Source organism: Streptomyces sp. NBC_00510, assembly GCA_036013505.1.
Classification (GTDB): Bacteria; Actinomycetota; Actinomycetes; order Streptomycetales; family Streptomycetaceae; genus Actinacidiphila.
Genome location: CP107851.1, coordinates 9,269,874 through 9,283,828, shown reverse-complemented (window position 1 = coordinate 9,283,828; position 13,955 = coordinate 9,269,874). Strand labels below are relative to the sequence as shown.

The following is a 13,955-nucleotide window of genomic DNA, read 5'->3' as shown; positions in this document are numbered from 1 at the left end:
CGTGCACGTCGTCGCCACCGCGGGCCACGTCGACCACGGCAAGTCCGCGCTGCTGCGGGCCCTGACCGGGATGGAGCCCGACCGCTGGGCGGAGGAGCGGCGGCGCGGCATGACACTGGACCTCGGGTTCGTGTGGACGCGGCTCCCCGGCGCGGGGGACCTGGCCTTCGTGGACGTACCCGGCCACGAGCGCCTGGTGGGCAACATGCTGGCCGGTGTCGGCCCGGTTCCCGCGGTGCTCTTCGTGGTCGCCGCCGACCAGGGCTGGCAGCCGCAGTCCGAGGAGCACCTCGCCGTCCTGGACGCCCTCGGCGTGCGACACGGCGTCCTGGCCGTCTCCCGCTGCGACCTGGCCGACCCCGACGCGGCGCGCAAGGAGGCCGGGGCCCGCATCGCGGAGTCCTCGCTCGGCGACGTGGAGTGCGTGGCCGTCAGCCCCGTCACCGGCGCCGGGCTCGACGAACTGCGGGCGGCCCTGGTCCGGCTGGCGGGCGGGCTGCCCGCCCCCGATCCGGCGGCGGACGTACGGCTGTGGGTCGACCGCGCGTTCACCGTGCGGGGCCGGGGCACGGTCGTCACCGGCACGCTCGCGGCGGGCACCGTCCGGGTCGGCGACCACCTCCATCTCGCCCGTGACGGACGGCCGTTGCGCGTACGGGGCCTGGAGTCCCTGAAGGAGCCGAGGCAGGACGTGGGCGCGGTCGCCCGGGTGGCGGTCAACGTCACCGGGCCCGCAGCGGGCGACCTGCGGCGCGGGGACGCGCTCCTCACCCCGGACCGCTGGCTGACCACCGACCTCGTCGACGTGCGGCTGCGCGGCGACCCCTCCGGCGACCTGCCCCGCGAACTCATGCTGCACGCCGGCTCGGCCGCCGTGCCGGTGACGGTCCGTCCGCTCGGCGACGACAGTGCGCGCCTGCGGCTGGCGACGGCGCTGCCCCTGCGGGTCGCCGACACGGCCCTGTTGCGCGACCCGGGGCGGCACCGCATCCCCGCGGGGCTCACCGTCCTCGACGTCCGTCCGCCCCGGCTGACCCGCCGTGGCGCGGCGGCGGCGCGGGCCGCCGAACTCCGGTCCGCCGCCGGGGTAGCGGACGGGGCGGCGGAACTGCGCCGCCGTGGCCTGGTCCGGCGCGCGGAACTGCTCGCCATGGGGGTCCCGGCACCGGGCGACCCGGTGGCGGGCGACTGGCTGGCGGACCCGGAACGCTGGGCGGCGCTGCGCGAGCGGCTGCGGGAGGCGGTCGAGGAGCACGCCGTACGGCATCCCCTGGAGCCGGGCATGCCCTTGGAGGCGGCCCGCAAGGCGCTCGGCCTGCCGGACCGCTCGCTGGTGGAGGCACTCGCCTCGGCCGTACCGGGCCTGCGGCACGGCGACGGCAGGCTGTACGGGAGCCACGCGCGCCCGACGCTGCCGCCCGCCGCCCAAGCCGCCGTCGAGGCGGTGCGCGCCGATCTGGCACGTACGCCGTTCCGCGCGCCGGAGGCCGAACGGCTGGAGCGGCTCGGGCTGACCCCGAAGCTCCTCGCGGCGGCCGAATCGGCGGGTGCGCTGCTGAGGATCGGCGAGGGCATCGTGCTGCTGCCGGGCGCGGACGCACGGGCGGCGGCCGTACTGGCCGGGCTGGAGCAGCCGTTCACCGCGAGCGAGGCGCGCAGGGCCCTGGACACCACCCGGCGCGTCGTCATCCCCCTGCTGGAGCACCTGGACCGGCAGGGCCGCACCGTCCGGCTGGACGGTGCCGTCCGCCGCTGCCGCGGGGCGGACGCCGCGAAAGCGCCGGGCGAGCCCGATGAGGGGTGAGACACCGGGGCGGGCCGGCCCGCGGAGACGGACGGGAATCGAACCCGCCTGCCCGAGTTGCTCGGACACCTCGGTTTTGAAGACCGGGAGGGCCACCAGGCACCCTTACGTCTCCCCGCCGGACCGGAGGCCCATGGAACAGCCGCCCACCACCCAAGTCAACCCGCCACACGGCGATGTCACCCGGGCCCGCGCGACCACGCCCGACCCCACAGCGGAAGGACAACAGCAGCCATGACGGGAACCGGCGTCCGGCAGGACAGCGTGCGGCTGACGCAGTACGCCCACGGCGGTGGCTGCGCCTGCAAGATCCCCCCGGGTGAACTGGAGCAGATGGTGGCGGGGCTGTCCCCCGAGGGCATGGCGGGCGCCCTCGGGGCCGACCTGCTCGTCGGCCTGGACACCGGCGACGACGCCGCCGTGGTCCGGCTGCCCGGCGGATCCGGCGCGCGGGCGGTGGTGACCACCGCCGACTTCTTCACCCCGGTGGTCGACGATCCGTACGACTGGGGCCGGATCGCCGCCGCCAACGCCCTTTCCGACGTCTACGCCATGGGCGGCACCCCGCTGGTGGCGGTCAACCTCCTGTGCTGGCCGCGGGACGTCCTGCCGCTGGAACTGGCCCGGGAGGTGCTGCGCGGGGGGCTGGACGTCGCGGCCGAGGCGGGCTGCGCCGTGGGCGGCGGGCACAGCGTCGACGACCCGGAACCGAAGTACGGCATGGCCGTCACCGGCACCGCCGACCCGGACCGCCTGCTGCGCAACGACACCGGCCGGCCCGGTGTGCCGCTGTCGCTGACCAAGCCCCTGGGACTGGGCGTCCTCAACAACCGCCACAAGACGACCGGCGAGGTCTTCGCGCAGGCCGTGCAGACCATGACCACGCTCAACCGGGACGCCGCCGAGCGGGCACTGGCGGCGGGCGCGGTGTGCGCGACCGACGTGACCGGCTTCGGGCTCCTGGGCCACCTGTACAAGCTCGCCCGCGCCTCCGGGGTGAGCGCCGTCGTCCACGCCTCGGCGGTCCCGTACCTCGACGGCGCCCGGGAGGCCGCGACGGACGGCTACGTCAGCGGCGGCACGCGCCGCAACCTGGACTGGGTCGCCCCGCACACCGACTTCGGCGGCGCCGACGAGGTGACCCGGTTGTTGCTGGCGGACGCCCAGACCTCCGGCGGCCTGCTGGTGGCCGGGGAGGTGCCCGGTGCCCCCGTCATCGGGGAGCTGGTACCGGCCGGTGAGCACCGGCTCGTCGTCCGCTGATCGTCCCGCCCGCGGCCCGATCTGCCGGAACAGTGGTTGTTACACTGTTTCTCCGGACGACGACTCCATCACCCGCCCGGAGAGAACCGTGACCATCACCCACGCCGACGTACGGGCCGCGGCCGCCCGCATCTCCGGGCACATCCGCCCCGTCACGCTCGCCCCGGTGGACCAGGGGGCGTTCGGCGCCGCCGTACAGGGCGTGCTGGCCCTGGAGTTCATGCAGCACACGGGGTCGTACAAGGCGCGCGGAGCGTTCAACTTCGTCCGGAGCCACGTCGAGCGGGACGCCATGCCCGAGGCCGGCGTGGTCATCGCCTCCGGCGGCAACGCGGGACTGGCCTGCGCCTGGGCAGCGGCCCGGCACGGCGTGCCCGCCACGGTGTTCGTCCCCGAGACGGCACCGGCGGTCAAGATCGGGAAGCTGCGCGAACTCGGCGCGGACGTCCGCCGGGCGGGCAGCGAGTACGCCGAGGCCCTGGAGGCCTCGCAGAAGTACGCCGCCGAGAGCGGCGCCCTGGAGTCCCACGCCTACGACCATCCGCTGATCGCGGCCGGGGCGGGGACCCTGATGGAGGAGATCGTCGCGGCGCTCCCCGGCCTGGACAGCGTGGTCGTGGCGGTCGGCGGCGGCGGGCTCCTCACCGGGGTCGCCGCGTCCGCGCTGGAGCACGGGGTACGTGTGGTGGCGGCCGAGCCCGAGGGTTCGTGCGCGCTGCACGCGGCCGTCGCCGCCGGCGAGGTGGTGGACGTACCCGTACGGTCCGTCGCGGCGGACTCCCTGGGCGCGCGCCGGGCCTCCCGCATGGCCCTGGAGTGGGCACTGAAGGACGACGTGCGCTCCGTCCTCGTCCCCGACGAGGCGATCGTCGCGGCCCGCCGCACGCTGTGGGACCACCGCCGCCTCGCCGTCGAGCACGGCGCCGCGACCGCCCTCGCCGCCCTCGCCTGCGGCGCCCACCGGCCCGCCCCCGGGGAGCGCGTCGCCGTCATCCTCTGCGGGGCCAACACCGATCCGTCCGACCTGACGCGCGCCTCCTGAGGACCCGGGGCCGCAGCCTGCCGTAGTGACGTACGACGGCCGGCCGACGGCGCCGATCCGAACCTCGCGGATCCCTCCGGGCACACGCCCATGGACGCGGCGCGGATATACCGCCACGAACCGGCGGCGTGCCTGCTGCTGCGGCACATGCGCGGGTGGCGGCGTGCGGTGGCGCGGCGCGGCCGCGTGGGCCGGCCGTGACGACTGCGCGAAAGGTGACCGCGTACGCCCGCGCCGCGCCCGCGGGCCGTCAGCGGTGCCCGGCCGGGAGGTGCTCGGTGCGGGCGGCGTGGATGAGGGCGCGCAAGGCCTCGTAGTAGACCTCGTGGTCGACCAGGGCGGGGAGGACGACGTTCATCGCACCGGTCAGCGTGGGGAAGTCCTCGGGGTCGAGCGCGGCCAGGGCCGTGCGGGCGGAGGCGACGACCTTCTTCTCGTCGCGGTGGTCGCCGAAGGCGACGGCGCCGAGGGTGAGCAGGTAGAGCCTGCGGTAGACACGGATGGCCGTCGCGGCGTCCATGCCGGCGGCGACGCTGTGGGCCATCTGCGGTTCGACGAGCCGGCCCAGCATCTGCGGGCCCAGCCAGGACCGGCCGGCGCGCAGCGCCACCAGTCCCGGGTGCCGGGCGAGCAGGCGGTACAGGCCGGTGAAGCGGGTCTCCGTCGCGGCGGCCCAGTCGCCCTCCAGCGGCACCAGGGCGAGCGACGCGGCGACGTGGTCGGCGCAGGCGCTCAGCAGCCCGTCAAAGTCGCCGCAGCGCCGGAAGACCGTGGCGTGCGAGACGCCGAGGCGCGTGGCCACGGCGCGGAAACTGAGCCCGGCGGGACCGTCGTCGTCGATGACGGCGAGCGCCGTCTCCGCGACGGCGTCCAGGGTCGGCTGCTCGACGGCCGCCTGCTTCCTCTTCACGCGCGACAGCGTATCGAGCGGTGTGTCAGACGGTGGCGACGTCGAAGCGCACCTTGCCGCGCGGCTCGCCGTTGACCTGCAGTTCGAGGGAGTGCTCCCCGGGGTGGAAGACCCGGGTGCTGATCGGCTTGAAGGAGCGGGTGCCGGTGTGCTCGCTCCGCTCCCCCGGCTGGAGGGTGCGGGTCGTCAGCTTGTAGACCTTGGGCGCCGTGGTGCCGTTGGCCTTGCGGTAGTGCACGACGTAGTCGACGACGAGGCGGAGCGGCGTGTCACCCTGGTTCTCCAGGGTGAAGGCGAAGCGCAGTTCCCCGCCCACGGCGACGACGGGCCGGGCCACGGAGGGCCCTTCGACGGTCAGGCCCGTGGCGGGCTCGAACCCCAGCAGTGCCAGGGCTCCCTGGTCGCCGCGCTTGACGGCGGTGCGCAGCGCGTGGCGGACGAGCCGGGGCGTGTGCGGGTCGGGGGCCACCGACCACCGCCGGGCCGTCTCCACGGCCAGGTCCACCCGGGCGTGGCTGATGTCGTTGACGTGGTTGGCGACGGACCTGCGGACGTACTCCGAGGGGTCCTTGTAGAGGGCGCCGAGGATCGGCAGGGTCGCCTCGGGCCGGGCGAGGATCGCCGGTACGCGCACCGCCCACGGCAGGCGGGGGCGGGTTCCCTCGCTGGCCAGGCGGCGTACGTGCTCGTCGGGGTGTTCGGTCCACCGGGTGACGACGGCGAGCGCCCGGTCGAGGTCGGCGTTGAGCAGGCGGCGGATGGCGAACTCGGCGGTCAGGCGCGGGGTCAGGTCCGCCAGCAGGTGGAGTCCGTCCTCGAAGGCCGTGCCCTCAAGGGTGCCGGAGGCGAGGGCGGCGACCGCCTCGGTGACCGGCCAGATCATCCAGCCGGTGAAGCACGGGTCGGGCAGCGCGGCCCGTACGACGGCCTCCAGGGCTGCGGGATCCGTCGGGCCGGAGGCGAGCATCGCGTCCCGGACGAGGTCGCTGCGTTCACGCAGTGCCAGGCCGTCGAGCGCCGGAAGGGTGTCGCGCACCGCGGCGGCCATCGGTGCCGGGCCGGCCGCCGCCAGGCAGTCGGCGAGTCCGGCGACGGCGGCGGGGCCGAGCAGTTCGTCCGCGGTGGGCACGGGACCTCTTCCTCCGGTGGGTCAGGTACGGTCGCGGCCCGCGTAGCGGGCGCGCATGATCTCGCTCGCGGCAGGCCCCGCGGCGTAGACGAAGGCCTCGCTGTCGTCGAGCCGCCGGCCCGTGGCGGCGTCGACCACGACCGGCTCGACCTCCTCGCCGGTCTCCGCGTCGACCAGGATCATGCTGCGCTGCTTCGGCGCCAGGCGGGAGTTGCCCCATGCGGCGAGGGCCACGACGACCGGGCGCAGCGAGCGGCCGAGGTCGGTGAGGAGGTACTCGTAGCGGGTCGGGTGGGTCTGGTACGGCCGCCGTTCCAGCAGCCCGTCCTCGACGAGGGTCTTCAGGCGGGTGGTGAGCATGCTCGACGAGATGCCGAGGTTCTCCTGGAACTGGTCGAAGCGGGTGTACCCGTCGAAGGCGTCGTGCAGGATGAGCAGCGTCCACCACTCGCCGACGTGCCCGACGGTCGTCGACAGCGGGCACTCACGGTCCTCCAGCCGGATGCGGCTCACCATGTCGACCACCTCCGCGCGGTTGGTGCCAGGGTCGGCGTACGCTGTGGCTTTCATGTTAGCAGCAACCTTGGCACCACCCGTCGGGCACGGCCCCGGGGGTCAGGCCCCGATCACCAGGCGTTCGATGAGGCCGTCGCGCAGGGCGAACCTGTAGCGCAGGTCGACGGTGCCGCCGGGGAAGTTCCCCTCGAGGTGCTGGAGGGCGACGTAGTGGTGGGCGTCGGCGCGCTCGGCGCCGGTCAGTTCCGTGGTGTAGGTGTACTCGCTCGCCGCGGTCTCCAGCCATTCCCGGATCGCCGCCGTGCCGTGCCGTGTCGCGCCCTCGTCCGTCACGACCGCGTCGCCGGTGAAGGCCGAGAGGGCGGTGGCGGTGTCGCGGACGCGGTGGGCGGCCAGGTAACGGGTGATCACCTCGGGGAGGCCGGTGGTGGGGATGGACTGCGGGCCGGTGGTGTTCATCGTGGTCCTTCCAGGGGAGGGGGTCGGTCAGAGGGTGGGGACGGTGCCGCCGTCGATGACGTGTTCGGCGCCGACGATGGCCGACGCGCGGTCGGAGACGAGGAAGGCCACCAGCTCGGCGACCTCCGCGGGTTCGTTGGGCCGTCCGAGGGGGATGCCGCCGAGGGAGTCCATCAGGCGACCGAGGGCGGCCTCGGTCGAGATGCCCGCCTCGCGGGCGATGCGGTCGACGAGGGCGTCCGCGGCCGCCGTCCGGACGAAGCCCGGCGAGACGGTGTTGACGCGGACCCCGTGCGGCGCGACCTCGTTCGCCAGGCCCTTGCTGTAGGTCGCCAGGGCGGCCTTGGCCGCGGCGTAGGCGAGGGTGCCGTTCCACAACGGCATGCGGCGCTGGATCGAGGTGACGTGGACGACGGCGCCCCCACCGGACTCGATCATGCCGGGGAGAAGTCCGCGGTCGAGGCGGACGGCGGCGAGGAGGTTGGTGTTCAGCTCCTTCGCCCAGTCGTCCTCGTCCAGCGCCGCGAAGCCCCCGGCAGGCGCCTCGGAGTGGCCGAGGTTGTTGACGAGGACGTCCACCCCGCCCACGCGGTCGATGACTTCGCGAACGACGGCGGCGGCCCCCTCGGGGGTGGTCAGGTCCGCCGCGACGAAGGTCTTCGGGTCGGCGTCCGCCGGCTCGCGGCGGGCCGTCACCAGGACGGTCGCACCGGCCTGGGCCAGCCGGCGGGCGATGGCCGCGCCGACGCCTTTGGTGCCTCCGGTGACCAGGGCACGGCGGCCGGCGAGGGATTCGTTCGGGGCGACGCTCACACTGCACTCCGGGTGACTGCTAGAACAGAAGTTATGGCTTCGACCTTAGCAGCTACTCGGGACGCCGCCACCCCTCCGCCTTCGAACAACCCCACGGCGGACCGTCTATTGGTATAATGGTCTGACATTAATGCGGTACCGGGAACCGGGAGGGGCCACAGTGGGCAGCGGAACGCTGATCGTGGGCGCGAGTCAGGCCGGTCTCCAATTGGCTGTCTCGCTACGGCAGTTGGGCGACACCTCAGCCATCACCCTGGTGGGCGAGGAGGAGCACGCCCCCTACCAGCGGCCCCCGCTGTCGAAGGAGTTCCTCGCCGGGGAGGTGGGGCCGGAATCGCTCGCCTTCCGTGCGCCCTCCTTCTACGCCGACGCGGGCATCGACCTCGTGAGCGGCGAGCGCGTCACTGAGGTGTCGCTGGCCGCCGGGGACCGTCCGGGATCGGGCACCGCGGTCACCGCGAACGGGCGCACGCTGCGCTTCGGCCGGCTGGCCCTCACCGTGGGGTCGAGCCCGCGCCGGCTGACGGTGCCGGGCTCCGGGCTCGGCGGGATCTGCTACCTGCGCGACCGTGACGACGCGTCGGCCCTGCGGTCACGGCTCGGCACGGCGTCGCGGGTCGTCATCGTCGGCGGGGGCTTCATCGGCCTGGAGGCCGCGGCGGTGGCCCGGGCGCTCGGCAGGGACGTGACCGTCGTCGAGGCGGCACCACGGCTCATCCCCCGCGCCGTGGCGCCGGTCGTCTCGGAGTTCTACCGGCAGGCCCATCTGCGCCGCGGCACGGACGTCCTGCTCTCCCGCGCGGTGTCCGCGTTCGAGGGGGCCGACGGCAAGGTCGGCGCGGTGCTCCTGGCCGACGGCACCCGCGTGCCGGCCGACCTCGTCCTCGTCGGCGTCGGCGTCGTCCCCCGTACCGAACTCGCCGAGCAGTTGGGCCTGGAGTGCGACAACGGCATCCTGGTCGACGCCCACGCCCGCACCAGCGAACCGCTGGTGGCCGCCGCCGGGGACTGCACCGTCCAGCCCCACCCGACGACCGGCGAGGGCAGGGTCCGCCTGGAGTCCGTGCAGAACGCGGTCGCGCAGGCGACCGTGGCCGCCTCCACGCTGCTCGGCAGGCCGCGGGAGACCAGGAGCGTGCCGTGGTTCTGGTCCCACCAAGGCGACCTCAAACTGCAGATCGCCGGGCTCTCCACCGGATACGACACGCACGTGCTGCGGGGCGAGCCCGGTAGCGAACGCTTCTCGGTCCTCTACTACCGGCGCGGCCGGCTGCTGGCGGCCGACGCGGTCAACAGCCCGGCCGACTACATGGCGGTGCGCAAGGCGCTCTCGCAGGACGCGACCATCCCCCCGTCCCGGGCCGAGGACACCGGGACACCGCTCAAGTCGCTGATCACCGCGCCTCCCGAGGTGCTGAAGTCCGCCTGACGCGCCGTCCGCGTCACGTACGGCCGTACCTCTGAAGGGCCCGGCACCGGTCGACAGGGTTCCTGGCCGGAAGGCACGCGCGCCCGTGCCGAGGCGGCGGCCGGGGCGGGCGACCGGGTCGTGGTCACCGTCCCGCTCAAGGCCGTACCCCAGGTGCCGCACGCCCGGCTCCGGGAGGACCCGGGCAGCCCGGACGGCCTCACCGAGCTGCGCCGTGCCCTCGACGCCGCATAGCGCGGCGCGGGCTACCCCGTGGTGCCGAAGGTCACCCGGTAGTCGCACCTGCCCTTGCACGCCATGGTCGCCGCGTCGTCGTAGGCGTACGAGTACGCGTACGGCGCGGCGTCCTTGAAGACCCGGGTGTAGTCGACGGGCCACTTCGACGGCACGCAGTGCTCGCGGCCCGCCCAGGCACCGCGGCAGCAGTAGACGTCGCCGCCGAAGGCCGCGCAGGGCGGCTTGCAGCCGATCACCTGCCCGCCGGCCTTCGCCTGCATGGCGGCCGGGCAGTCGACCGGCTCGGTGCACGCCCCGCGGTAGCAGCCGTCGGGGCTGACCGGGTCGCGGGTGGTGGTGTGGGAGATGTTGATGTACATCGGCAGGTTGGCGCCGTCGACCATGCTGACGTCGTAGAAGTCCATCCCCGCGTAGGCGTCGAAGCTGAACTCCCCCAGCGTGGTGGGCGGGTTGGGCCCGGTGCACACGGATGTGCAGTCCCCGGTACGGCAGGGCCCCGCTGCCGTGGAGTCGCATCCCGTCCGGCCCCAGATGCGGCCGCCCCAGCCGTCCGGCACCGTGAGCGAGGTGCCCTGCCGGGGGGCGAGCCGGCGTCCCCGTGGGTAGGCCGGCGAGTCGGTGACGACCGCCCAGACCGTTTCCTGCGTGCGGTTGACCAGGGTGATCAGCCGTGTGCCGGGCGGGGCGGTGGCGGCGGGCGTCCGTCGCGTCCCGGGGGCCTTCGTGGCGGTACCGGCCGTAGGGCCGGGCGTTCCCGAAGGACGGGCGCTCCGTGAGGGGAGCGTGGCCGAGGGCGAGGGCGACGCGGACGGACGCGTCCCGCGTGACGGGGCGGCGGACGTGCCATGGGCCGTGGTGGCTCCGCGCCCACCTTCGGCCGTCGCCCCGCCGGGCCGGAACGGTGACAGCGTGCCCCCGGCGATCAGCGCCGTGACGACGATCCCGGCCGCCGCGAGCACCGCGACGGCCGCCCACCGTCCGCGCCCGGTCCTGGATCCGGTTCCGTGCCGGCTGTGTCGTGCCATTCTTGTGCCTTCCTCGTCCTCGCCTGGTGCGTACGCACGTATCGGGGACCGCCGGAGCCACCGGCGGACAACACAAATCCGCTGACGGACCCTGCGGGATTTGTGTTGTCCGGGCGCGCGCGGCCCGTCTCCTCTACGTGGAGGCATCGCGGCCGCCGGGCGGCCGCGCGGTAGTGGACAGCGAGACCAAGTAGGGAAGAGTGGGGCCAACATGCGCAAGACGCACCGGAGCGGACCCGGCGCCGGGGTGGTGGTGGGGGCACGCTCGGGCGATCGGCAGGCCCTCGACCGGCTGGTGGCGGAGTGCCTGCCGCTGGTCTACAACATCGTCGGACGGGCGCTGGACGGCCATGCCGACGTCGACGACGTCGTACAGGAGACGCTGTTGCGCATGGTGCGGGGGCTGTCGGAGCTGCGGGACCCGGCGGCGTTCCGGTCCTGGATGGTGGCGATCACGATCCGGCAGGTCCGCGACCGTGAGCGGGACCGTGCCGTGGCCCGGCACCGCAGCGCCGGCCTGGAGGACGCCGAGCGCATACCGGACCCGGCCCTGGACTTCGCGGGGCTGACGATCCTGCGCCTCGGGCTCACCGAGCAGCGCCGTGAGGTCGCCGAGGCCACCCGGTGGCTGGACGAGGACGACCGGGAGCTGCTGTCGCTGTGGTGGCTGGAGGAGACCGGGGAACTGGACCGGGCCGACCTCGCCGCCGCGCTCGGCCTGTCGGACCGGCACGCGGCGGTACGGGTGCAGCGCATGAAGAAGCAGATGGAGGCCTCCCGCGTGGTCGTCCGGGCGCTGGCCGCGGCGCCCGGCTGCGGCGAGTTGCGGGCGACGGCCGCGACCTGGGACGGCGTGCCGAGCCCGCTGTGGCGCAAGCGGTTCGCCCGGCACATCCGCGGGTGCGGTGTCTGCGGCGGGATGGAGGAGGGGCTGCTCCCCATGGACCGGCTGCTCAGTGGGCTGCCACTGCTCGCGGTGCCGCCGGCGCTGGACCCGGGGCGGATGGTCGCCGCGGTGACCGGGCAGGCCGGGACCGGGCCGGCACCGGTGCCCCGTCCGGCCGCGCGCGGCGCCCACCGGGCCACCGGCCGGGCCGCGTCGCGCGGGCTGCGGACCCCCGTCCTCGGCGGGGCGGCCGTCGCGGCGGTGGTGGCCGCGGCGCTGGTCGCCACCCGGCTCCTGACCGGTCCGTCGCCGGCGCCGCAGGCGGACGCGCTCCCGGCGGCCTCCGCCCCGGCGACGGCCACGGCCTCGCCCCGCTCCCCCAGCCCGTCGCCCTCGCCGAGCCCCTCCAAGAAGCCCACGAAGAAGGCCCCGTCACCGAAGCCGACCCGGCAGGCACCCGCGGTGCGGGTCGCCTCGTCCGGCAAGAAGGGCGTCGGCGTGTGGACCTTCCCGGGCGTGGGCAAGGCCCTCGCCTCGTCCGGTGCGAGCTGGTACTACACCTGGTCAACGGGCCACCAGGACGTCGCCTCGCCCCCGTCGGGCCGCTTCGTTCCCATGATCTGGGGGCCCGCCTCCGTCACCGCGGACTCCCTGGCCCAGGCGAAGGCGCAGGGCCCGTACCTGCTCGGCTTCAACGAGCCCGACATGGCCCAGCAGTCGAACATGTCGGTGGAGCAGGCCCTGACCGTGTGGCCGCGGCTGATGGACGCCGGCCGGATCCTGGGCAGCCCGGCCGTCGCAACCAACGGCGCCACCCCCGGCGGCTGGCTCGACCGCTTCATGTCGGGCGCCGCTGCCAAGGGCTACCGCGTCGACTTCGTCACCCTGCACTGGTACGGCGGCGACTTCCGCTCCGCGGAGGCCGTGTCGCAGCTGACGTCGTATCTGGAGGCGGTCCACCAGCGCTACCACAAGCCGATCTGGCTGACCGAGTACGCCCTGATCGACTTCTCCCACGGCACCCGTTTCCCCACCCCGGACCAGCAGGCCGCCTTCGTCACCGCCTCCACCAAGGCCCTGGAGGCGCTCCCCTACGTACAGCGCTACGCCTGGTTCGGCCTCGGCGCCGACCCGGCCAAACCCAGCAGCGGCCTGTTCACCGACGGCACCCACACGACCCCCGCGGGCCGCGCCTTCCAGGCGGCGGGCTGATCCGCCACGCGTGAAGGCCGCGCCGGCGACCAGGGGGGGTGTGGTCGCGGCGCGGCCGTACTGCTCGGGTTCCCGGGTGAGGCGGGTTCATGCAGCCGGTTCCGGAAAAGGGAACCTCCGCCCGGACGAGGGAGGTCGGGGGAACCGGACGAACAACGGGACCTTCGTGGAGTACCTCACCGCGGGACTGGACGTGGCGCGCCTGCTCACGGACCTGGACCCCACCCTCAGATGACCGCCGCCTCCAGCGACTCCGGGGCGAAGAGCTCCTCCGGGGTCCAGCGGCGGCGGGAGAGGCCCTGCTCGTGGTGGTAGCGCAGGAAGGTGGCCAGGGTGTCGCGGTTGGCGCCGAGCCCGTACGACCAGTAGTCGCGGCCCAACAGGGCTCTGGCCTCCTCCAGTTGCGGGGTGAGCCAGGGCAGCATGAAGCGCAGCGCCGAGGTGTCGTAGAGGGTGGCGTACGCGGCGTCCTTGGCGGCGAGCAGCGCCTTGTGGAGGGACTGGGCGACCCAGGGGTGGCGGTCGTACACGTCGCGGCGGACGACGACCACGTGCATGATCGGGAAGATCCCCGTGGCCGCGTGGTACTCCTTCTCGGCGGTGACGACGTCGGGGAAGACACGGCGCACCCGGGGGTCTCCGGCGCTGAAGGGACCGGGGACGCGGGGCGTGCACAGGGCGTCGATCTCCCCGGCGGCGAGGAGTTCGGAGAGGGTACGGCCCTGCGCGACGCGCTCGACCCGCACCGTGCCGGGGAGGTCGACCGCGGCCTTCTCGACGCGGCCGGGGGTCTCCTGGCCGCCCGTGACGTAGGTGACGGAGTCGAAGGGCACGCCGTGCCGGTCGGCGAGGATGCCGCGCATCCACACGCAGGCGGTGAGCTGGAACTCGGGGGTGCCGACGCGCTTGCCGCGCAGGTCCTCGGGGCCGGTGATGCCGGAGTCGGCGTGGCAGTACAGCGCACCGTGCCGGAACATGCGGGAGGTGAAGACCGGCAGGGCCACGAAGGGCGAGGGCTCGGTGCCGTCGCCGAGGGACAGGACGTACGAGGAGAGCGACATCTCGGCGACCTCGAACTCGCGGTGCCGCATCATCCGGAAGAAGGTCTCCTCCACGGGCAGCCGCAGGTAGGTCAGGTCGATGCCGTCGGGGCGGATCGTGCCCTCCTCCAGGGCGCGGGTGCGGTCGTAGTCGCCGCAGGCGAAGGTGAGGTGCAGTCGGGTCATGGTG

Annotated in this window: 12 protein-coding genes and 1 tRNA gene; 5 read left to right on the top strand and 8 right to left on the bottom strand. The window is 74.5% G+C overall.

Features of this window, described 5'->3' with window-relative positions; all coding sequences use genetic code 11:
• The first annotated feature begins 1 nt into the window (after position 1).
• Positions 2–1,804, top strand: coding sequence for a SelB C-terminal domain-containing protein (locus OG937_42380; GenBank protein WUD77892.1), 1,803 nt, complete (start codon positions 2–4; stop codon positions 1,802–1,804).
• Between the two features lie 21 nt (positions 1,805–1,825).
• On the opposite strand, the gene OG937_42375 is transcribed toward OG937_42380, so the two are convergent.
• A tRNA-Sec gene (locus OG937_42375) sits at positions 1,826–1,919 on the bottom strand.
• A gap of 119 nt (positions 1,920–2,038) precedes the next feature.
• Between OG937_42375 and selD the strand changes: the two genes are divergently transcribed.
• Both selD and OG937_42365 read left to right on the top strand, forming a co-directional pair.
• On the top strand, positions 2,039–3,067 hold the full coding sequence (gene selD, locus OG937_42370; GenBank protein WUD77891.1) for a selenide, water dikinase SelD: 1,029 nt from the start codon (positions 2,039–2,041) through the stop codon (positions 3,065–3,067).
• A gap of 88 nt (positions 3,068–3,155) precedes the next feature.
• A complete protein-coding gene (locus OG937_42365) occupies positions 3,156–4,109 on the top strand; it encodes a serine/threonine dehydratase (GenBank protein ID WUD77890.1) in 954 nt (317 codons plus the stop codon).
• Positions 4,110–4,359: 250 nt separating this feature from the next.
• Here the strand turns inward: OG937_42365 and OG937_42360 are convergent, their stop codons facing one another.
• From OG937_42360 to OG937_42340, 5 genes are all read right to left on the bottom strand, one after another.
• On the bottom strand, positions 4,360–5,019 hold the full coding sequence (locus tag OG937_42360) for a TetR/AcrR family transcriptional regulator C-terminal domain-containing protein (GenBank protein WUD77889.1): 660 nt from the start codon (positions 5,017–5,019) through the stop codon (positions 4,360–4,362).
• 25 nt (positions 5,020–5,044) lie between these two features.
• Entirely contained in the window at positions 5,045–6,148 is a 1,104-nt protein-coding gene (locus tag OG937_42355; GenBank protein WUD77888.1) for a DNA alkylation repair protein, read from the bottom strand.
• Between the two features lie 21 nt (positions 6,149–6,169).
• The gene (locus OG937_42350; GenBank protein WUD79054.1) at positions 6,170–6,664 is read right to left on the bottom strand and encodes a helix-turn-helix transcriptional regulator; all 495 of its coding nucleotides are present in this window, start codon (positions 6,662–6,664) and stop codon (positions 6,170–6,172) included.
• A gap of 99 nt (positions 6,665–6,763) precedes the next feature.
• Complete coding sequence (locus OG937_42345; GenBank protein WUD77887.1) at positions 6,764–7,123, bottom strand: nuclear transport factor 2 family protein; 360 nt, start codon at positions 7,121–7,123, stop codon at positions 6,764–6,766.
• A 27-nt stretch (positions 7,124–7,150) separates the two neighbouring features.
• A complete protein-coding gene (locus OG937_42340) occupies positions 7,151–7,936 on the bottom strand; it encodes an SDR family oxidoreductase (GenBank protein ID WUD77886.1) in 786 nt (261 codons plus the stop codon).
• Between the two features lie 160 nt (positions 7,937–8,096).
• Between OG937_42340 and OG937_42335 the strand changes: the two genes are divergently transcribed.
• Entirely contained in the window at positions 8,097–9,365 is a 1,269-nt protein-coding gene (locus OG937_42335; protein WUD77885.1) for an FAD-dependent oxidoreductase, read from the top strand.
• Positions 9,366–9,610: 245 nt separating this feature from the next.
• On the opposite strand, the gene OG937_42330 is transcribed toward OG937_42335, so the two are convergent.
• Positions 9,611–10,627 carry a Thaumatin pathogenesis-related protein gene (locus OG937_42330; GenBank protein WUD77884.1) on the bottom strand — a complete coding sequence of 339 codons (1,017 nt, stop codon included), beginning with the start codon at positions 10,625–10,627 and terminating at the stop codon, positions 9,611–9,613.
• Between the two features lie 211 nt (positions 10,628–10,838).
• Here OG937_42330 and OG937_42325 point away from each other — a divergent pair, with 211 nt between their 5' ends.
• A complete protein-coding gene (locus OG937_42325; protein WUD77883.1) occupies positions 10,839–12,725 on the top strand; it encodes a sigma-70 family RNA polymerase sigma factor in 1,887 nt (628 codons plus the stop codon).
• A 227-nt stretch (positions 12,726–12,952) separates the two neighbouring features.
• Here OG937_42325 and OG937_42320 read toward each other — a convergent pair whose 3' ends face one another.
• Positions 12,953–13,951, bottom strand: a complete 999-nt coding sequence (locus tag OG937_42320) for an ABC transporter substrate-binding protein (protein ID WUD77882.1) — start codon at positions 13,949–13,951, stop codon at positions 12,953–12,955.
• Between the last annotated feature and the right edge of the window lie 4 nt (positions 13,952–13,955).

Bases quoted from the DNA above. Each gene is read 5' to 3' on its own strand.
- OG937_42345 (WUD77887.1), bottom strand. From the start codon at position 7,123: ATGAACACCACCGGCCCGCAGTCCATCCCCACCACCGGCCTCCCCGAG.
- OG937_42330 (WUD77884.1), bottom strand. From the start codon at position 10,627: ATGGCACGACACAGCCGGCACGGAACCGGATCCAGGACCGGGCGCGGA.
- OG937_42325 (WUD77883.1), top strand. From the start codon at position 10,839: ATGCGCAAGACGCACCGGAGCGGACCCGGCGCCGGGGTGGTGGTGGGG.
- OG937_42350 (WUD79054.1), bottom strand. From the start codon at position 6,664: ATGGTGAGCCGCATCCGGCTGGAGGACCGTGAGTGCCCGCTGTCGACG.
- OG937_42320 (WUD77882.1), bottom strand. From the start codon at position 13,951: ATGACCCGACTGCACCTCACCTTCGCCTGCGGCGACTACGACCGCACC.
- selD (WUD77891.1), top strand. From the start codon at position 2,039: ATGACGGGAACCGGCGTCCGGCAGGACAGCGTGCGGCTGACGCAGTAC.